This window comes from Tsukamurella sp. DT100, from assembly GCF_049844855.1.
Classification (GTDB): Bacteria; Actinomycetota; Actinomycetes; order Mycobacteriales; family Mycobacteriaceae; genus Tsukamurella.
In genome coordinates this window covers 1-19734 of record NZ_JBNCLV010000011.1, presented here as the reverse complement: position 1 = coordinate 19734, position 19734 = coordinate 1, and the positions used below count along the sequence as shown (strand labels likewise).

Genomic DNA, 19734 nt, shown 5'->3' with positions numbered 1-19734 from the left:
GTTCAGCGCGCGCCAGGTGCGCGGCTCGTATCACGCGGGTACTCCGGAACACGCACGCACGAGCGCGCCGCCGGAAAAGCGACCTTCCCAGGTTACGGGAAGGCCGGCGACAGGGTCAAACCGGCTGGTCCGCCTTGTCGGCTCCGTCACTCCCGGCACCGCCGGCCGCGGGGCCGGCAGGGCGGGCGGCGGCCCGTCGACGGGCCCGCTTGCGCGCGGGCTCCGCCACCGAGGCACCGGCACCGTCGGCCGCGGCGGCCGTGACCGCCGGTGCGTCGGGCGCGGGGGCCGCGATGTCGACGACGATCGTCTGCGGTGCCGCGGACGTGGTGGTGGGCGCCTTGCGCGCCACCCGCCGGCGCCGGGGCGCCGACGGTGCCGCCGCCTCGGTCTGCTGCGCCGGAGCGGTCTCGACCGGCGCCTCGGCGGCGGCCTGGGGCGCCTCCGCGACGGCCTCGACGACCTGCTCGACGACCGTCCGCTCGACGGTCGCGACCTCGGGTGCATCGGCGGCCGACATCTCGGCGACCTGCGCCGCGGCGACCTCGGTGTCGTCAGCGGGCGCCTCGTCGTCGTGGTGCGCGGCCATCGCCCGGAACATGGGGTGCTCGCCCTTGTGCACGGCGGGCTCCTTCGCGGGCGCCGGCGGGGCAGGCGGCGTCGACGGGGCCTGAGCGGCACCGTCGGACTTGGTGCGCTTGCGCTTCTTGCGACCCGAGCCCTCCGCCCTGTCGCCGGAGCGGCCGCCGTCCTCGCCGCCGCCCGACGACTCGACGGGCGCGTCGTGGACGATGATGCCCCGGCCCGAGCAGGCCTGGCACGGCGTGGAGAAGGCCTCGACGAGGCCGGTGCCGATCCGCTTGCGGGTCATCTGCACCAGGCCCAGCGAGGTGACCTCGGAGACCTGGTGGCGGGTGCGGTCGCGGCCGAGCGCCTCGGTGAGGCGGCGCAGCACGAGGTCGCGGTTGGACTCGAGGACCATGTCGATGAAGTCGACGACGATCATGCCGCCGATGTCGCGCAGGCGCATCTGCCGCACGATCTCCTCGGCCGCCTCGAGGTTGTTCCGGGTGACGGTCTCCTCGAGGTTGCCGCCGGCGCCGGTGAACTTGCCGGTGTTGACGTCGACGACGGTCATGGCTTCGGTGCGGTCGATGACCAGCGTGCCGCCCGACGGCAGCCAGACCTTGCGGTCCATCGCCTTGGCGAGCTGCTCGTCGATGCGGTAGGTCGCGAAGACGTCCGGCGCATCGGCGTGGGCCTTCTCGAACTTCTCGACGCGGGGCAGCAGGTCGGGCGCGACGGTGGAGACGTACTTCTCCACGGTGTCCCAGGCGCGGCCGCCCTCGATGACGAGCTTGCTGAAGTCCTCGTTGAACAGATCGCGCACGACCTTGACCAGCAGGTCGGGCTCCTCGTAGAGAGCCTTGACGCCCTTCTGCGAGGAGGCCTCCTCGATCTCGGCCCACTGGGCCTGCAGCCGCGCGACGTCGCCCGCGAGCTCCTCCGCGCTGACGCCCTCGGACGCGGTGCGGATGATCACGCCGGCATCGGCCGGGACGATCTCCTTGAGGATCTCCTTGAGGCGCTTGCGCTCGGTGTCGGGCAACTTGCGCGAGATGCCCGCGGAACCGCCGCCGGGCACGTAGACCAGGAAGCGGCCCGCGAGGGAGATCTGCGTGGTGAGGCGAGCGCCCTTGTGACCCACCGGGTCCTTGGACACCTGCACCAGCACCTGATCGCCGGGCTTGAGGGCCTGCTCGATCTTGCGGGCGTTGCCGTCCAGGCCGGCGGCGTCCCAGTTGACCTCGCCGGCGTAGAGGACGCCGTTGCGGCCGCGGCCGATGTCGACGAAGGCGGCCTCCATCGAGGGCAGCACGTTCTGCACGCGGCCAAGGTAGATGTTGCCGACCATCGACGCCGAGCTCGACGACGTGACGAAGTGCTCCACCAGTACGCCGTCCTCGAGGACGGCGACCTGGGTGTAGTCCTGCGGGTGCGGGACGGTGTGGCCGTCCTGGCCCTCCGACGGGCCGACGCCGGTGCGCTCGCGCACGACCATCACGCGGTCGACGGCCTCGCGACGGGCGAGGAACTCGGACTCGGTGAGGATCGGCGGGCGGCGGCGGACGGTGTCGCGGCCGTCGCGGCGGCGCTGGCGCTTGGCCTCGAGGCGGGTCGAGCCGCTGATGCCGCGCACCTCGTCGCGGCGCTGACGCTGCCGCGGCTCACGCTCGTGCACGACGGTGTTGGGCGGGTCGTCGGACGGGGTCGCCTCCGCACCGTCCTCCCCCGTGCCGCGGCGGCGGCGACGGCGACGGCGGCGACGCGAGCCGCCGTCGGTCACGTCCTCGACGTCGTCCCCGTCGGCATCGTCCGAGGCCTCGTCGGTCTTCTCGTCGTCGGCCTTCTCGGCCTCGGACTGGTCTGCGTCGGCCTTCGGTGCGTCGTCGCGGGCGGGCGTCTCGGCGGCCTGCTCGCCGCCGTCGGTCTCCTGGCCGTCCTGCTCGTCGGCGTTCTCCCCGCGGCCGCGGCCCCGGCCCCGGCGTCCACGGCGGCGGCGACGGTTGCCAGCGGCCTCGTCGTCGTTCTGCTCGGTCGACGCTGCCGCGTCGGTCGTCTCAGCCTCGGCCTCGGCGGCCTCGGGCTGCTCCGCCTCGGGGGTGGCGGTCGCCTGGGGCTTCTCAGGCGCGGTCGCGGGCTTCTCGGCCTCGGGCTCGTCGGCCTCGGAGGCCGGCGCGGCGTCCTTCTTGGCGGCGCGCGCCTTCCGCGGCGCCTGCTCGACCTGCTCGGGCTGCAGGAACAGCGGCACGTTCGCGTCGAAGGACGACGGTGCCTGCTCGACCACGGGCTCGGCGGCCGCGGCGGCGGAGAAGAGCGAGGGCGTGCTGCCCACCGCGGTCGCCTCCGGCGCGGCCTCCTCGGCGACGTCGGGCGTCACGGGGGTGTCGGCCTCCGCCGGCTCCGTGGCACCCGCGCCCTCGGCGATGCGATCGCGCACCCGCTCGGCGGCGCTGCGGTCGATGCTCGAGTGCGCGCTGCGCGCGACGAAGCCCAGCTCACCGAGGTGCGCGAGCACCTCCTTGCTGGTGAGGCCCAGCAGACGCGCCAGCGCGTGGACGCGCAGCTTCTGCGGGAACTCCTCCCGAGCTTCGTTGTTCTGTTCTTCCGGCGACGTGTTGTCGGCCACTCAATATCTCCTACCGACCCCCGGGCGCGATCACTGCTGGTCGCGGCCACGCGGGGGCGTGTCATGTGGTGCGGGCGAAGGAATTCTCCTACCGCCCCACGTTTGTCAAGGTCTGCACGTGTCTCGTGCGTGGCGCACGCTGGCTCGACGATCTGTGAGCCAGCCGGGCCGGTCGGTGCCGCGCGGTTGCGCGCGCCGACGTGCGTCCGACGTCAGTATCCCACACGCCACAGGCAGTGCGGAAAAGTATCGGGCCCGCGCCGCGCGATGTCGCGCGGGCGGGCCCGTGGGTTCAGGGGTGTGGAACAGGTTCTGGCAGGTCAGGCGAGGCCGGAGAACCAGAGGGCGATCTCGCGCGCGGCGGACTCGGGCGAGTCGGAGCCGTGCACCAGGTTCTCCTGGGTCTCCAGGCCGAAATCGCCGCGGATGGTGCCGGGCACGGCCTTCTCGACCGGGTCGGTGCCGCCGGCGAGCTGGCGGAACGCGGCGATCGCGCGCGGGCCCTCCAGCACCGCGGCCACGACCGGCCCGGAGGTGATGAACTCGAGCAGGGAGCCGAAGAAGGGCTTCTCCTTGTGCTCGGCGTAGTGGCCCTCGGCCACCTCGATGGAGACGTGCTTGAGCTCGAGGGCCGCGATGGTGAGGCCCTTCCGCTCGATACGCGCCAGGATCTCCCCGGAGAGGCCGCGCCGCACGCCGTCGGGCTTGATGAGAATCAGAGTCCGCTCAGTCACGGCAACAGCGTAACGGGCCTCACTCGGCGATCGGTTCCTGCCCCGGCAGGCGGCCCTGCTCCATGCGCTGCTTCACGTCGCGCTCGATGAAGGCGATGTAGGCCCAGACGATGCCGAAGACGATGCCCACGGCGCCGATCCCCCAGTGCACGACGAAGCCGGCGACGACGGCGACCTGCAGCGCGAGGAAGGCGGGGACGGCCCACGGCTTCTTGACGACCACGCAGCCGGCGAACATCAGCGCCGCGAGGATCAGGACGTACGCGATCTTGAGCCAGGACAGGCCGGGCGAGAGGCGGACCACCACGGGCAGGGCCAGCAGGATCACGATCATCTCGAGGATCAGGGTGCCGGAGAGGATGCCGCGGAAGCTCTTCCACGGGTCCTTGGGCGGCGGGGTGAACCGCTGGGGCTCGGTCACTGGGGTTCCTTTCCGAACAGCGAGCGCGCGGCGCCGGCGGTGACCACGGAGCCGGTGATGAGGACGCCGACGCCGGAGGCGTGGCCTTCCTCGTCGTCGGACTCCTGGTCGGCGAGGGCGACGGCGGTCTCCACCGCGTCGACCATGGTGGGCGAGGTGACCACGCGGTCCTCGCCGAAGATCTCCTCCGCGATGGCCGCCAGTCGCTCGACCTCGAGTGCGCGGGGCGAGCCGTTGTGGGTGACGACGACGGTGTCGAGCACGGGTTCGAGCGCCGTCAGCACGCCCACGGCGTCCTTGTCGGCGAGCACGGAGACGACGCCGATCAGGGTGCGGAAACCGAACTCGGTCTCGATGGTCCGGGCGAGGGCCTGCGCGCCGTGCGGGTTGTGCGCGGCGTCGATGAGCACCGTCGGGGCACTGCGGACCCGCTCGAGGCGGCCGGGCGAGGCGGACTTCGCGAAGCCCTCCCGCACCGTGTCGATGTCGAGCTGCTGGTCGGCGCCGGCGCCGAAGAAGGCCTCGACGGCGGCGAGGGCGACCGCCGCGTTGTTGGCCTGGTGCTCGCCGTGGAGCGGCAGGAAGACGTCGTCGTAGACACCGCCGAGCCCCTGGAGGGTGAGCTGCTGCCCCCCGACGGCGACGCGGCGTTCGACGACCGCGAACTCGGATCCCTCGCGCGCGACGGCCGCGTCGGCCTCGACGGCCTTGCGCAGCAGCACGTCCATTGCCTCGGGCTCCTGCTTGCCCACGATCACCACGGTGTCCTTAGGGATCAGCCGCTCCGGCGCGCGCTTGACGATGCCGGCCTTCTCCCCCGCGATCGACGCGAGATCGGGGCCGAGGATCTCGACGTGGTCGAGTCCGATCGGGGTGATGACGGCGACCTCGGCGGTCACCACGTTGGTCGCGTCCCAGGTGCCGCCGAGCCCGACCTCGACGACGGCCACGTCGACGGGAGCCTCGGCGAAGGCGGCGAAGGCCATCGCGGTGAGCACCTCGAACTTGCTCATCCGCGGGCCGTCCGCGGCCTCGGACTGCGCGTCGACGAGCTCGATGAAGGGCTCGAGCTCCCGGTAGGTCTCCACGTACTGCCTCGCGGTGAGCGGCGCACCGTCGATCGCGATCCGCTCGGTCGCGAGCTGCAGGTGGGGGCTGGTGATCCGGCCCGTGCGGCGGGAGAAGGCCACCAGCAGCGAGTCGATCATCCGCGTGGTCGAGGACTTGCCGTTGGTCCCGGCGACCTGGATCGACGGGTACGCGTCCTGCGGCGAGCCGAGGAGCTGCATCAGCGCGGAGATCCGGGCGAGCGAGGGCTCGATCTTCGTCTCCGGCCAGCGCTGATCCAGCTCGGCCTCGACCTGGGCGAGTTCGGCGAGGTCGTCGGGGTCGGCCGCGAAGGCGGGCACCGTCACGCGGCGCCCCCGCCCAGCTGCGCGATCCGGGCGGTGAGGCGCTCGACCTCCTCCTGTGCGACCGACTGGCGGCCGCGGATCTTGTCGACGACGGCGTCGGGCGCCTTCGCGAGGAAGGCCTCGTTGCCCAGCTTGGCCGACGTGCCGTCGAGCTCCTTCTGCGCGGCCTTGAGGTCCTTCTCGAGGCGGGCCCGCTCGGCCCCCAGGTCGACGGTGCCGGAGGTGTCCAGCTCGACGGTGACCGTGCCGCCCACGAGCCGGACCTCGAGCGAGGCGGTGGCGGCGAAGCCGTCCTCCGGCGGGGTGAGGCGGCACAGGTTCGCGGCGGCGGCCGCGAGGGACGTCAGGCCCGCCTCGTCGAGGCCGGTGAGCCGCGCGGAGACCCGCTGGCCGGGCTTGAGCAGCTGGTCGCTGCGGAACCGGCGGATCTCGGTGACCAGGCGCTGCAGGTCGGCGAAGCGGCGGGCGGACTCCACGCCGTCGGCGGGGATCTCGACGGGGGCCCAGTCGCGCGACGGCCAGTCGGCGATCACCAGCGAGGTTCCGCCGGTGAGGGCCTTCCACAGCACCTCGGTGACGAAGGGCATCGTCGGATGCAGCATGCGCAGGACGACGTCGAGGGCCTTGCCGAGCACGAGGCGGGTGTTGTCGGCGACCGCCGCGTCGTCGCCCTGCAGCTGCAGCTTGGAGACCTCGAGGTACCAGTCGCACAGCTCGTCCCAGGCGAAGTGGTAGAGCGCCTCGCAGGCCTTGCCCAGCTCGTTGGCGTCGAAGGCCGCGTCGGCCTCGGCCTGGACGGCGGCGAGGCGGTCCAGGATCCAGCGGTCGGCGTCGGTGAGGGCGGCGCGGTCCGGCAGCTCGCCGACGCGGGCGTCGTTCATCAGGGCCAGCTTGGTGGCGTTGAACAGCTTGGTGGCGAACTTCCGGCTGCTCGCGGCCGCGTCGGCGCCCACGTTGAGGTCGGCACCGGGGATCGTGCCGCGGGCCAGGGTGAAGCGCAGCGCGTCGGCGCCGTACTCCTCGACCCAGTCGAGGGGGTCGATGCCGTTGCCCTTCGACTTCGACATCTTGCGGCCGAACTCGTCGCGCACCAAGCCGTGGAGCAGGACCTCGTGGAAGGGCACCTTGCCGGGGGCGTTCGGCTCCTCGCCGAGGAAGGTGCCGAACATCATCATCCGGGCGACCCAGAAGAAGATGATGTCGTAGCCCGTGACCAGCGTGGACGTGGGGTAGAACTTGTCCAGGTCGGCGGTCTGCTCGGGCCAGCCCATCGTCGAGAACGGGAACAGGCCGGAGCTGAACCACGTGTCGAGGACGTCGGGGTCCTGCTCGTAGCCGGCGGGCGGCACGTCGTCCGGCCCGCAGCAGACCACGTCGCGGTTGCCCTCGGCGTCGGCGGGGCCGTACCAGACGGGGATGCGATGGCCCCACCACAGCTGGCGGGAGATGTTCCAGTCGTGCATCTCGTCGACCCAGTCGAAGAACCGCGGCGCGAGGGACTCGGGGACGATGGTGGTGTCGCCGCTGCGGACCGCGTCGCCCGCGGCCTTGGACAGGCGGTCGACCTTGACCCACCACTGCATCGACAGCCGCGGCTCGATCGGCTCGCCGGAGCGCTCGCTGTGGCCGACGCTGTGCCGGTAGGGGCGCACCTCCTTGACGATGCGGCCCTGCTCGGCGAGCGCCTCGCGGATCGCCTTGCGGGCGGCGAAGCGGTCCAGTCCGTCGAACTGCGTTCCGGTGCCGACGATGTGGGCGGTCTCGTCCATGATCGTGGGCATCGGCAGGTCGTGGCGCTGGCCGAGCGCGAAGTCGTTCGGGTCGTGCGCGGGGGTGATCTTCACGGCGCCGGAACCGAACTCGGGGTCGACGTAGTCGTCGGCGACGATCGGGATCCGGCGGTCGAGGAAGGGGTGCTCGAGGGTGGTGCCGACGAGGGCGCGGTAGCGCTCGTCCTCGGGGTGGACGGCGATCGCGGTGTCGCCGAGCATCGTCTCCAGGCGCGTGGTGGCGCAGACGATGTGGGGCTCGTCGTCGTTCAGCGAGCCGTAGCGGAAGGAGACGAGCTCGCCGTCGACCTCCTTGTGGTCGACCTCGAGGTCGGAGATGCCGGTCTGCAGCACGGGCGACCAGTTGACCAGGCGCTCGGCGCGGTAGATCAGGCCCGCGTCGAAGAGCTGCTTGAAGATGGTCTGCACCGCGCGGGAGAGGCCCTCGTCCATGGTGAACCGCTCGCGGGACCAATCGACGCCGACGCCGATCCGGCGCATCTGGCCGGTGATGTTGCCGTGGCTGGCCTCCTTGAACGCCCACGCGCGCTCGAGGAACTTCTCGCGGCCGATCTCGCGGCGGGTGGTGCCCTCGGCGGCGAGCTGCTTCTCCACGAGCGACTGGGTGGCGATACCGGCGTGATCGGTGCCGGGGAGCCACAGCACCTCGTAGCCCTGCATCCGCTTGCGGCGGCACAGCGCATCGGTGATGGTCTGGTCGAGCGCGTGGCCCAGGTGCAGGCTGCCGGTCACGTTCGGGGGCGGCAGGACCACGGAGAACGAGGGCTTCGGCGAGGTGTTGTCGGCCGTGAAGTACCCCGCGTCGACCCAGCCGCGGTAGATGTCCGCCTCTACCGCACCGGGCTCCCAGGCGGCGGGAAGTCGGTCTGCGGCGGTGCCCGGATCGGCCGGGGCGGCGTTCTGCGGCTCAGTAGTCACAGCACGATTCTAGTCAGCGGGTGCGAGCGCTTTCCGTGGGGCGTTTACGACGGTGCGCGGCTCACGCCACGTCGCTCGACGACGCCGCCCACGTGTTGCACTGCGCCAGCCGGTTGCTCTGATATCCGGAGTTCCACCACGCCTGGTAGTGCACCGAGCTTCCGTGGTCGCGCGGGTTGCCCGGCTTGTCGCCGCGCTCCTGGTCCTCGTAGACGGTGCGGAAGTCGCCGCTGGTGAACTGACCGCCGGTATCGCTCACCGATTTCACGAACAGTCCGCTGAAGCACTGTGCCTGCAGCTCGAGGCGACGAGAGGATTCCAGCCCGGTCTCGGAGGTCCGCCCGTCCTGCCGTTCCACACGCACCTGAGCCGGCAGGATGCCGCTGATCATCTGGACGTGGTGGCCGTACTCGTGCGCGAAGACGGCGAGGTAGATCACCGGCTGGTTGCCGTAGTGGCTCACGCCGAGCCCCGTCAGCGGCATGTACAGGGTCTCGTTGCTCGAGCAGTAGAACGCCGCGACGTCCTCCGTGGAGAGGTCGGTCGTGCCGCACGGCGAACTGATCTGCGATCCGGTGGGCACCACCACCGCGGGAGTGCGGTAGCTGAGGCCGGCGGCGGTCATCGCCGCGCTCCACGCCCGGTCGAGACAGGGCGCGAGGCTGTCGAAGAAGCGTTTGCCCGTTGTGCTGTTGGAGGGCCAGCCGACGGCGGTGCACGGCTGTGTGACCAGGCCGGCCGAGCTGCCCCCGTACAGCGGATTACCCTGCAGCGCAGCCGTCCCCGTGGGCGTGGCGCCGGCCGTCGGGACGGCGCTTCGCGAGCGGGTCGACGTGGTCGACGTGGTCGGTTCGGTGGTGGTCGCCTCCGCGGCGGTCGGGACCTCGACGGTCGTGCTCGTCGTGGCCGGTCCTGCCTCGGTGCTGGTGCTCCCGACGACGGCGACCGCGGTGCCGAGGACGAGAGCGATCAGCGCCACGAGCGCGATCACCAGCACCGCGATCCACGGGCCGGCCCCTCCCGACGCCGGTGGGCGCGGCGTCCAGGCGGGCTGCGGGTAGGAGGGCCGCGGATACGGGGAGACCCGGCCCCCGTACGGCGCGGGCGCGGGCATGGACCACTGGCCGTACGGCACGCCCCGGGGCGGCGCGGCGGGGCCCGGGCGCGGCGGCACGGGCCGGTACTGCGGAGGCGCCTGGGTCGCCGCCGGCCCGTACGTCGGGCGGTAGGGGCGGACCGGGGCGCGGGGAGGCACCGTCGGGCGGCGCAGTCCGGACGCGATGCGGTACTGCCCGGAGCCGCCACGCGCCGGGGCCGGTCGCGGGGAGGCGGGAGGCGGCGGGACCGGGACCCGGGCAGCCGGTGCGGGGGCGTGCGGGTACTGCGGGCCGCCCCGCCCGGGCGGCGGCATCCGCGGGCCGCCGCGGTACTGCCCCGGCCCCTGTGGATTCCCCACGCCGGTCCCCCTCTCCACCCCCTGGTTTCGGTTACTGTACCGAGACATGTGGGAGGACAGGGGAAAGGCGGCTCGACCGCTGGCGCGGGCCCTGGCGGCAGCGGCGACGGTGGCGCTCGTGATGCTGCTCGGGGCGGCACCGGCGAGCCCCGCGCCGGACGGGATCACCGTCGACGTGGCTCTGGACCTCCGCGAGGACGGGGCCCTCGTCGTGAGCACCGTCATCACCGCGCCGAGCGGGCGGGCGGTCGCCCAGCGGCTCCCGCTGGACGTCCCCGTCGAGGGCGACCGCACCCAGCACTACACCGTCGCTGATGTGAAGGCCGAGAACGGGACCGCCACCGTCGCCGACGGTGCGCTGCAGGTCTCCGCTCCCGGAGGCACCACGAAGGTCGGCTACACCGTGCGGGGCTCCGTGGAGAACGGCCCCGAACTCCAGCAACTCACCTGGCCCCTCGCGGCCGGGTACACCGCCGACATCACGACGCTCACGGCGAGCTTCGTGTCCCCCACCCCCACACCGGATTCGCCGCTCTGCGGCATCGGGCGCACCGGGGAGCGCCGCCTCTGCACGCTCACCGAGACGGCCGCCACGGGCCGGGTGACCATGCAGCAGAACGGACTTCCGAAGGGGCGCGTGGCCGTGTTCACGGTGCTGCTCCCGGCGGGCACCGTCCCCGCGGACGCACGATTCACGGGCTCGTCCGCGCCGTCGGACGAGCGCAGCACGCTCGCGCTCATCGCGCTGTCGGTGGCCACCGTCATCGCGCTGGCGGTCGCGGGCTTCGCGTTCCTGCGGCGGCGGGCCGACGACGCGGCCTCCGGCTCCGTCGGACCGACCGCCGATCTGCTGGTCACCACCGGTTCGGTCGTGGCGAACGGCGGGACCGCGGCCGTCGCCTTCGCCTCGCCCGACGGGGTCCTCCCGGGCCAGGTCGGGGCCCTCCTCGACGGGCGTGTGCGCGCCGCCGACATCGGGGCGACGGTGCTCGACCTCGCCGTGCGCGGCTACCTCTGGATCGCGGAGCTCCCCGGTGGTGACTATCAGATCTCCCGCCGCGCTCCGCAGGACGGCGCGGTCACGCCGGCCGAGCGCGCCGTCGTCGACGCGATCCTGCCCGACGGGGCCGAGTCGACGACGACCGGCGAACTCGTCGGCGGCGAGCGCCGGGTCGAGCTGGCGGCCACCCGCGCCGCCGTACGGCGATCGGTCATCGAGCGCGGCTGGCTCCGCGGCACCGGCCGGGCACGACGCACCGCGGCCGCCTTCGCCGTCGCCGAGGTGGGCGCGATCGCAGCGCTGGTCTGCGCCTTCGTCGGAACGACGGTGCTGTACGCCGTCGCGGTCATGATCGTCGGGCTGGGCCTGACGGTGGCCGCGCTCATCCTGCCGGACCGCACCGTCGCGGGCAGCCGGCTCGCCGCGGGCGTCGGCGGAATGCGCCAGTACCTCGTCGCCACCGACGTCGGCGCTCTCCCGCCCGCGGAGCGCGCGCTGCTCTTCGAGCGGGCGCTGCCGTACACGCATGCGTTCGGCGACCTCCGCGGATGGGTCGGGACGTGGGGCGGCACCGTCGCCTCGCCCCTCGACTGGTACCGGTCCGCGCACGGCCCGGTCTCCGGCCTCACGACACTCGCCGCCGTCCTCGACGGCGTGGCGGCGCAGTCGGCCGCGGCGGAAAACAGGTAGCGCCCCTGCCCGTCCCCCCGCAGGATAGGACGAATGGGACATCTCGAGGCGACACACGTGGAGTACTTCCTGCCCGACGGGCGGGCGCTCCTCGGCGACGTCTCGTTCCGGATCGGCGACGGCGCGGTGGCCGCGCTCGTCGGCCGCAACGGCGCCGGCAAGACCACCCTGCTGCGGTTGCTCGCGGGCGAGCTGGAGCCGCACGGCGGCACCGTGACCTCCAGCGGCGGCGTCGGGGTGATGCCGCAGTTCATCGGCTCGGTGCGCGACGACCGGACCGTGCGCGACCTGCTGCTGTCGGTGGCCGCGCCGCGCTTGCAGTCCGCCGCGCAGGTGCTGGACGCGGTCGAGCTGGCGCTGATGGACGACGACGGCGATGCCAATCAGATCCGCTACGCCACGGCGCTCGCCGAATGGGGCGACGCGGGCGGTTACGCCGCCGAGACGCTGTGGGACGCGTGCACCGTCGCCGCACTGGGCGTCCCCTACGACCGGGCGCAGTGGCGCGGCCTGACCTCGCTGTCCGGCGGTGAACAGAAGCGGCTGGCGCTGGAGGCACTGCTGCGCGGCGACGCCGAGGTCCTACTCCTCGACGAGCCGGACAACTACCTCGACGTGCCCGGCAAGGAGTGGCTCGAGGAGCAGCTGCGGCAGACGCCGAAGACGGTGCTCTTCGTCAGCCACGACAGGGAGCTGCTCTCCCGCGCGGCCACGCGGATCGTCGCCGTGGAGCCCGCGCCCGGCGGCTCGGACACGTGGGTGCACGGCGGTGGCTTCGCGACCTTCCATCGGGCGCGCGACGAGCGCTTCGCGCGGTTCGACGAGCTCCGCCGGCGCTGGGACGAGCGGCACCAGCAACTCAAGAAGCTGGTGCTGACCCTGCGCGAGCAGGCGAAGTTCAACGACGGGATGGCGTCGCGGTACCAGGCGGCGCAGACCCGACTGCGCCGGTTCGAGGAGGCCGGTCCCCCGCCCGAGCCGCCCCGGCGGCAGGAGATCACCATGCGGCTGCGCGGCGGCCGCACCGGCGTGCGGGCCGTCACGGCGAAGAACCTGGAGCTCACGGGCCTGATGCAGCCCTTCGACCTCGAGGTCTTCTACGGCGAGCGGGTCGCGGTGCTGGGCTCGAACGGTTCCGGGAAGTCGCACTTCCTGCGGCTGCTCGCGGGCGAGGAGGTGGCGCACACCGGCGACGCGACGCTCGGCGCCCGCGTCGTGCCGGGGCACTTCGCCCAGACGCACGCGCACCCGGAACTGCAGGGCCGCACGCTCGTCGAGATCCTCCGGCACGAGCACGCGGCGGACCTCGGCCGGTCGATGCCGGCGCTGCGCCGGTACGAGCTGCAGGGGCAGGCCGACCAGCGCTTCGAGAGCCTGTCGGGCGGCCAGCAGGCGCGCTTCCAGGTGCTGCTCCTGGAGTTCGCCGGGAGCACCGCCCTGCTGCTCGACGAGCCGACGGACAACCTGGACCTGGAGAGTGCCGAGGCGCTGCAGGACGCGCTGGAGGCGTACGACGGCACGGTGCTGGCGGTGACGCACGACCGGTGGTTCGCGCGCTCCTTCGACCGGTTCCTGGTCTTCGGTTCCGACGGTGCCGTGCGCGAGGCCCCGGAGCCCGTCTGGCACGAGACGCGGGTGCAGCGCGCCCGGTGACCCCTGCGCCGCCATCGGCGATCGGAAACGACTGCGCCCCCGGCCGATTCGGCCGGGGGCGCAGTCGACGCGCGGGTTACGCGCTCTTCTCGCGACGCTCGTCGCGGGAGCGCTTGCGGGGCACGATGGTCGGCAGCACGTTGTCGCGCACCGTCTCCCCCGTGACGACGACCTTCGCCACGTCGTCGCGCGACGGGATGTCGAACATGACGGGGTTGAGGACCTCTTCCATGATGGCGCGCAGGCCGCGGGCACCCGTGCCGCGGTGGATGGCCTGGTCGGCGATGGCGCCGAGGGCGTCCTCGTCGAACTCGAGCTCCACGCCGTCCATCTCGAAGAGGCGCTGGTACTGCTTGACGAGCGCGTTCTTCGGCTCCGACAGGATCGAGACCAGCGACTCCTTGTCGAGGTTCGAGACGGAGGCGATGACGGGCAGGCGGCCGATGAACTCGGGGATCAGGCCGAACTTGATGAGGTCCTCGGGCAGCACGTCGGCGAAGTGATCGACGGTGTCGACCTCCGCCTTGGTGCGCACCTCGTTGCCGAAGCCGAGGCCGCGCTTGCCGATCCGGTCGCCAACGACCTTCTCCAGCCCGGCGAAGGCGCCGGCCACGATGAACAGGACGTTCGTCGTGTCGATCTGGATGAACTCCTGGTGCGGGTGCTTGCGGCCGCCCTGCGGCGGGACGCTGGCCTGCGTGCCCTCGAGGATCTTCAGCAGGGCCTGCTGCACGCCCTCGCCGGAGACGTCGCGGGTGATCGACGGGTTCTCGCTCTTGCGGGCGATCTTGTCGACCTCGTCGATGTAGATGATGCCGGTCTCGGCGCGCTTGACGTCGTAGTCGGCGGCCTGGATCAGCTTCAGGAGGATGTTCTCGACGTCCTCGCCCACGTAGCCGGCCTCGGTGAGCGCCGTCGCGTCAGCGATGGCGAAGGGCACGTTGAGCATCTTCGCCAGGGTCTGCGCGAGGTAGGTCTTGCCGCAGCCGGTGGGGCCGAGCATGAGGATGTTGGACTTCGCCAGCTCCACGGCCTCGCCGCGCGCGTCCTTGCGCTCGCCGGCCTGGATGCGCTTGTAGTGGTTGTAGACGGCCACGGCGAGGTTCCGCTTCGCGGAGTCCTGGCCGATGACGTAGTTGTCCAGGAAGTCGCGGATCTCGACGGGCTTGGGCAGCTCGTCCAGCTTCACGTCACTGGTCTCGGCCAGTTCCTCTTCGATGATCTCGTTGCACAGGTCGATGCACTCATCGCAGATGTACACGCCGGGACCCGCGATCAGCTTCTTGACCTGCTTCTGGCTCTTTCCGCAGAAAGAGCATTTCAACAGGTCTGCGCCGTCCCCGATCCGTGCCATGCCCTGTGCCTACTTCCCTTGCCGATGACTCGCCTGCCGCGTTGCTCAGCAGGTGGGGTCTGTTGTCGACGGTACCCGCGAACTTCCGTCCCGGCGACCGATATGAATAGCTTGCTAGAGGTGGCACCGGGGGCCGCGGAACCCGCTCACGCGGCGTGTCGCGACCCCCGGTGTCCTGCTGGAACTACTTCGCGGACGCCTTGCGGTACGGGAACACCGTGTCGACGATGCCGTACTCCTTGGCCTGGTCGGCCGTGAGGATGTTGTCCCGGTCCGTGTCCTTGCGGATCGTCTCGACGGTCTGGCCCGTGTGGCCCGCCAGGATCTCGTCGAGGCGGTTACGCGCGCGCTCCATCTCCGCGGCCTGGATCTCCAGGTCGGAGACCTGGCCGCGCATCGAACCGCCCGTGCGGGGCTGGTGGATGAGCACCGTCGAGTTGGGGAGCGCGGCGCGCTTGCCCGGGGTGCCGCCGGCGAGCAGGATCGCCGCGGCCGAGGCCGCGGTGCCGAGCACCACCGTCGCCACGTCGCAGTGGACGTACTGCATCGTGTCGTAGATGCCGAGGGCGTCGTACAGGCTGCCGCCGGGCGAGTTGATGTAGATCGTGATGTCGCGGTCCGGATCCTGCGACTCGAGCACCAGGATCTGGGCCATCACGTCGTTCGCCGAGACCTCGTCGATCTGGTTCTTGAGGAAGATGATGCGCTCGTCGAACAGCTTCGAGTACGGGTTGGTGACGCGCTCGTTGCCGTTCGCCGCGCGCTCGATGAACGACGGGACGTCGTAGCGGCCGGTGGCGGGGACGTGCAGGCCCTGGGCCGACATCGTGGTGGGGTAACCCTCAGTCATGGAAGTGTCCTCTCGCTACTTGACGGAGCTCGCGCGGCTGACGACGTGGTCGACGAAGCCGTAGTCGCGGGCCTCCTCGGCCGTGAACCACTTGTCGCGGTCGGCGTCGGACTCGATCCGCTCGATCGGCTGGCCGGTGAACTGGGCGTTGAGCCGGTTCATCTCCACCTTGGTCTTGCGGAACAGCTCCGCCTGGATGGCGATGTCGGACGCGGTGCCGCCGATGCCGGCGGACGGCTGGTGCATCATGATCCGCGCGTGCGGCAGCGCGTAGCGCTTGCCCTTGGCGCCCGCGGCGAGCAGGAACTCACCCATCGAGGCGGCCATGCCCATCGCGTAGGTCGCGACGTCGCACTCCACGAACTCCATGGTGTCGAAGATCGCCATGCCGGCGGAGATGCTGCCGCCGGGCGAGTTGATGTAGAGGTTGATGTCCTTGGTCGGATCCTCCGCGGACAGCAGCAGCATCTGTGCGCAGAGCTGGTTCGCGATGTCGTCGTTCACCTCGCTGCCGAGGAAGATGATCCGCGACTCCAGGAGGCGGCTGTACACCGAATCGTTGAGGTTCAGGCCGGCAATTCCGGCCCGCATGGTGGGGTTGGAGTTCATCCGCTGCTCCCTGCCTTTCTTTCTGACATCGACAGTAACGAACGGAACCGACCGAACCGTCCCCCGGCACGCTCGGCTCCGCTGAGGGCAGAAACGCCCCGCAGCCGGATCGGCTGCGGGGCGCTCCGCGGGGTTCTACTTCTCGTCGGCCTCGGCGGTGATCTCCTCGGCCTCGGCGACCACGTCCTCCTCGGAGGCGGCCTCCTCCGCGAGCGCCTCGCCGGCGTCCTCGCGGTCGAACAGCTCCTTGGTGTCGACGACGTTGCCGTCGGCGTCCTTGACCGCGACCTCGAGGACCACGTCCGCGAGGCCCTTGCCGCGACGGACCTCCTGGAAGAGGGCGGGCAGCTGGCCGGCCTGCTGGATCTGCTGGATGAACTCGGCGGGCTGCATGCCGTAGCGCTGCGACTGGAACAGGATGTGCTCCTGCAGCTCCTGCTGGTCGACCTGCACGTCCTGCGCGTCGGCGATCGCGTCGAGGAGCAGCTGCACCTTGACCTGCTTCTCGGCGGACTCGCGGGCCTGGGTCTCGAACTCCTCGCGGGTGGTGCCCTGCGCCTTGAGCGCGGTCTCGAGGAGCTCCTCGTTGTGGCCCACCTGGTGCAGCACGTCGTGCACGTTGGCGTCGGCCTGCTCCTTGACGACGGCCTCGGGCAGCGGCACCTCGACGGCCTCGAGCAGCTTGTCGAGCACGGCGTCACGGATGTCCGCGGCCTGGCCGAGCTTCTTGTTCTGCTCGACGCGCTGGCGCAGGTCGGCGCGCAGCTCGTCGACGGTGTCGAACTCGCTCGCCAGCTGGGCGAACTCGTCGTCCAGTTCGGGCAGCTCGCGCTCCTTGACGGAGTCGACGACGACGGTCACGTCCGCCTCCTGGCCGGCGAACTCGCCGGCGACGAGGGTGGTCGTGAACTCCTTGGACTCGCCCGACTTCAGGCCGACGACGGCCTCGTCGAGACCGTCGATGAGGTTGCCGGAGCCGACTTCGTGCGACAGGCCGGTGGTCTTGGCGTCCTCGACGTCCTTGCCGTCGACGGTCGCCGACAGGTCGATGGTGATGAAGTCACCGGTCTCGACGGCGCGGTCGACGCCCTTGAGGGTGCCGAAGCGGGCGCGCAGGCCCTCGATCTGCTCGTCGATGTCGGCATCGGTGACCTCGAGCGACGGGACCTCGACCTCGATGGACGAGTACTCGGGCAGCGTGATCTCGGGACGCACGTCGACCTCGGCGGTGAACGAGAAGGCCTCGCCGTACTCGAGCTTGTCGATGTCGATCTCGGGCTGACCGAGGGCCTTGATCTCGGAGTCCAGGACGGCCTGGCTGTACTTGCCGGGCAGCGCGTCGTTGATCACCTGCGAGAGCACGGCGTCGCGGCCGACGCGCGCCTCGATCAGCTTCGCGGGGGCCTTGCCCTTGCGGAAGCCGGGGATGTTGACCTGGTCGGCGAGCGTCGCGTAGGCGCGCTCGAAATCGGGCGCGAGCTCGTCGAAGGGAACCTCGACGCTCAGGCGGACGCGAGTCGGGCTCAGCTGCTCGACGGTGCTCTTCACTCGTTCTCCTCGGGTTGGTATCAGCAGGAGGGCCGCCTGATGTGCGGTTTCCTGCGGGCAGCACGGGACCCCGTCGGGCCCACGGCACTCGGATCAGCGTACGCGACGGTGCCCGGCCCGTGACAGCCCGGGCGGGGGTGCCGAGGACCCGGGCGGCCCGGCGATCGGCCATGATGAGCGCATGATCGTGGTCGGACTCGTCCTCGCCGCCGTTGCGGCGCTCGTGCACTGCTTCATCTTCTACCTGGAATCGATCGCGTGGACCTCGCCGCGGTCCCGCGCGACCTTCGGCACGACGCCGGAAACTGCGGAGATCACCCGCCCGCTCGCGTTCAATCAGGGCTTCTACAACCTCTTCCTCGCGATCGCGGTGCTCCTGGGGCTGGCGCTGTTCGGCGGGCAGCGCGCGGTCGGCGCGACGCTGGTGCTCGTGGGCGTCGGCTCGATGCTCGCGGCGGCGCTCGTCCTCGCCCTGTCGGACCGGACCAAGCTCCGCGCCGCCGCCGTCCAGGGCACGGCGCCACTCCTCGCCGTCCTGTTCCTGGGCATCGGCCTCGCCGCGTAGTCGCACCCGCGCGACGCCGAACGCCCCGTCGGACGCCGAGCGGCGGCCGGCGGTTCGGCACGACGCGGGCGGGATCGTTCTACCCTGAGGTGGTGGAACTGAAGCTGCGCGCCACGGAGCGCACGGACCTGCGGTTCGTGCACGGCCTGTTCAACGACAGGGCGGTGATGTCGTACTGGTTCGAGGAGCCCTTCGACGCGCTGGCCGAGCTCGAGGACATCTACGAGCGGCACATCCACGACGAGCGCGAGCGGCGTTTCATCATCGAGTACGACGGGCTGCCGGTGGGCCTGGTGGAATTGGTCGAGATCAACGTCATCCACCGCAACTGCGAGTTCCAGATCATCGTCGCCCCGTCCGCGCAGGGCAAGGGCTACGCGGCGCCGGCCACTCGGAAGGCGCTCGACTACGCGTTCCGGATCCTGAACCTGCACAAGGTGTATCTCTACGTGGACGTCGCCAACGAGAAGGCCGCGCACGTCTACGAGAAGCTGGGGTTCGCCGAGGAGGGGCTGCTCCGCGAGCAGTACTTCTCGAATGGCGAGTACCGGGACGCTCGGATCATGGGCCTGTTCCAACGCGACTTCCTCGCAACGGACCCGCCGCCCGCCTGACCGCCGCAGTGCGCACATTGTGATGTGCCTCCCACCGAGGTGGGAATGTGAATCGGTGCGGGCGCACGGCGAAGGATGCTTCCCGTCGGTAACCATGGGGAATGACCACCTCGACGGAGCAACAGCCCACGAAGCAGCCGCCCCGCCCGGTCGTCTCCCGGGACGCCGCGATCGGCCCCGACGCCCGCCTGTCCTGGCTCCTCGCCGGCATGGCCGGCATGGTCGGCGCGGTCGCCTTCCTGCACTCGGCGGGGTATTTCGTCACCTTCATGACGGGTAACACCGAACGCGCGGTGCTCACGTGGTTCAAGGCGTCCGACGCGCAGCAGATCCCGGGCGCGGGCGCACTCGCCGCGACGGCCCTCATCGTCGCCTTCGTGACCGGCGTGGTCGTCGCGTCGATCTGCCGCCGCTACTTCTGGCACAACCACCCGCACGGCCCGACGGTCCTGACCACCGCGGGACTCCTCATCGCCTCGGCGACGGACTTCGCCCTGGACGGCTTCGACGAGCCCGAAGTGCGTTTCGTCCCCATCCTCATCATCACCTTCTCGCTGGGCGCGCTGAACACCTCGTTCACGAAGAACGGCGAGGTCTCGGTGCCCCTGTCGTACGTGACGGGCACGCTGGTCAAGCTCGGCCAGGGCATCGAGCGGCACGCGACGGGCAACGGCACCGTCTTCGACTGGCTCGGCTACGCGCTGGTCTACGTCGGCTTCGTCCTCGGAGCAGCCGTGGGCGGCGTCATCGGGTCCTTCGTCACCGGCCCGCAGGTGATCCTCGTGGCGGGCCTGTTGTGCGGCGCCATCACGCTGGTCACGTTCCTGCACTCGGATCGGCGGAAGTTGCTGGGCTGACTGTGAGGATGGGATCTGCCACCTCGATGTGCCAGCAGGATCGGTGTTTCGGTGGTGGGCTGTAGCTGAC

General features: G+C 71.3%; 15 protein-coding genes. 5 read left to right on the top strand and 10 right to left on the bottom strand.

Features of this window, described 5'->3' with window-relative positions:
* Positions 1–115: 115 nt before the first annotated feature.
* From ACLQ3K_RS22490 to ACLQ3K_RS22465, 6 genes are all read right to left on the bottom strand, one after another.
* On the bottom strand, positions 116–3190 hold the full coding sequence (locus ACLQ3K_RS22490) for a translation initiation factor IF-2 N-terminal domain-containing protein (RefSeq protein ID WP_426001704.1): 3075 nt from the start codon (positions 3188–3190) through the stop codon (positions 116–118).
* A 320-nt stretch (positions 3191–3510) separates the two neighbouring features.
* Entirely contained in the window at positions 3511–3924 is a 414-nt protein-coding gene (ndk, locus tag ACLQ3K_RS22485; protein WP_426001702.1) for a nucleoside-diphosphate kinase, read from the bottom strand.
* 19 nt (positions 3925–3943) lie between these two features.
* On the bottom strand, positions 3944–4345 hold the full coding sequence (locus ACLQ3K_RS22480) for a DUF4233 domain-containing protein (RefSeq protein ID WP_426001700.1): 402 nt from the start codon (positions 4343–4345) through the stop codon (positions 3944–3946).
* Positions 4342–5760 (bottom strand): bifunctional tetrahydrofolate synthase/dihydrofolate synthase, encoded by a 1419-nt coding sequence (folC, locus tag ACLQ3K_RS22475; protein WP_426001698.1) that lies wholly within the window; start codon positions 5758–5760, stop codon positions 4342–4344. The genes ACLQ3K_RS22480 and folC overlap by 4 nt, the downstream gene beginning before the upstream one ends.
* Positions 5757–8468 carry a valine--tRNA ligase gene (locus ACLQ3K_RS22470; protein ID WP_426001696.1) on the bottom strand — a complete coding sequence of 904 codons (2712 nt, stop codon included), beginning with the start codon at positions 8466–8468 and terminating at the stop codon, positions 5757–5759. Before ACLQ3K_RS22470 ends, folC begins: the two co-directional genes overlap by 4 nt.
* A gap of 61 nt (positions 8469–8529) precedes the next feature.
* Entirely contained in the window at positions 8530–9924 is a 1395-nt protein-coding gene (locus ACLQ3K_RS22465; RefSeq protein ID WP_426001694.1) for a neutral zinc metallopeptidase, read from the bottom strand.
* Positions 9925–9970: 46 nt separating this feature from the next.
* Between ACLQ3K_RS22465 and ACLQ3K_RS22460 the strand changes: the two genes are divergently transcribed.
* Together ACLQ3K_RS22460 and ACLQ3K_RS22455 are read left to right on the top strand one after the other, a co-directional pair.
* Positions 9971–11614: a DUF2207 family protein gene (locus ACLQ3K_RS22460; RefSeq protein WP_426001693.1), complete on the top strand. Its 1644-nt coding sequence runs from the start codon at positions 9971–9973 to the stop codon at positions 11612–11614.
* 33 nt (positions 11615–11647) lie between these two features.
* Complete coding sequence (locus ACLQ3K_RS22455; protein WP_426001692.1) at positions 11648–13267, top strand: ABC-F family ATP-binding cassette domain-containing protein; 1620 nt, start codon at positions 11648–11650, stop codon at positions 13265–13267.
* Positions 13268–13343: 76 nt separating this feature from the next.
* On the opposite strand, the gene clpX is transcribed toward ACLQ3K_RS22455, so the two are convergent.
* From clpX to tig, 4 genes are all read right to left on the bottom strand, one after another.
* A complete protein-coding gene (clpX, locus tag ACLQ3K_RS22450; protein ID WP_224645541.1) occupies positions 13344–14621 on the bottom strand; it encodes an ATP-dependent Clp protease ATP-binding subunit ClpX in 1278 nt (425 codons plus the stop codon).
* A gap of 184 nt (positions 14622–14805) precedes the next feature.
* Entirely contained in the window at positions 14806–15471 is a 666-nt protein-coding gene (locus ACLQ3K_RS22445) for an ATP-dependent Clp protease proteolytic subunit (RefSeq protein WP_304941264.1), read from the bottom strand.
* 15 nt (positions 15472–15486) lie between these two features.
* The gene (locus tag ACLQ3K_RS22440) at positions 15487–16080 is read right to left on the bottom strand and encodes an ATP-dependent Clp protease proteolytic subunit (RefSeq protein ID WP_224645540.1); all 594 of its coding nucleotides are present in this window, start codon (positions 16078–16080) and stop codon (positions 15487–15489) included.
* Between the two features lie 135 nt (positions 16081–16215).
* Positions 16216–17628 carry a trigger factor gene (tig, locus tag ACLQ3K_RS22435; RefSeq protein WP_259139755.1) on the bottom strand — a complete coding sequence of 471 codons (1413 nt, stop codon included), beginning with the start codon at positions 17626–17628 and terminating at the stop codon, positions 16216–16218.
* A 181-nt stretch (positions 17629–17809) separates the two neighbouring features.
* On the opposite strand from tig, the gene ACLQ3K_RS22430 reads away from it, so the two are divergent.
* The 3 genes from ACLQ3K_RS22430 to ACLQ3K_RS22420 all read left to right on the top strand — a co-directional run bounded on the left by ACLQ3K_RS22430 (position 17810) and on the right by ACLQ3K_RS22420 (position 19664).
* A complete protein-coding gene (locus ACLQ3K_RS22430) occupies positions 17810–18193 on the top strand; it encodes a DUF1304 domain-containing protein (RefSeq protein ID WP_426001690.1) in 384 nt (127 codons plus the stop codon).
* A 92-nt stretch (positions 18194–18285) separates the two neighbouring features.
* Positions 18286–18807, top strand: coding sequence for a spermidine N1-acetyltransferase (gene speG / locus ACLQ3K_RS22425; protein WP_426001689.1), 522 nt, complete (start codon positions 18286–18288; stop codon positions 18805–18807).
* Between the two features lie 101 nt (positions 18808–18908).
* A complete protein-coding gene (locus ACLQ3K_RS22420; protein WP_224645537.1) occupies positions 18909–19664 on the top strand; it encodes a YoaK family protein in 756 nt (251 codons plus the stop codon).
* Positions 19665–19734: the final 70 nt, after the last annotated feature.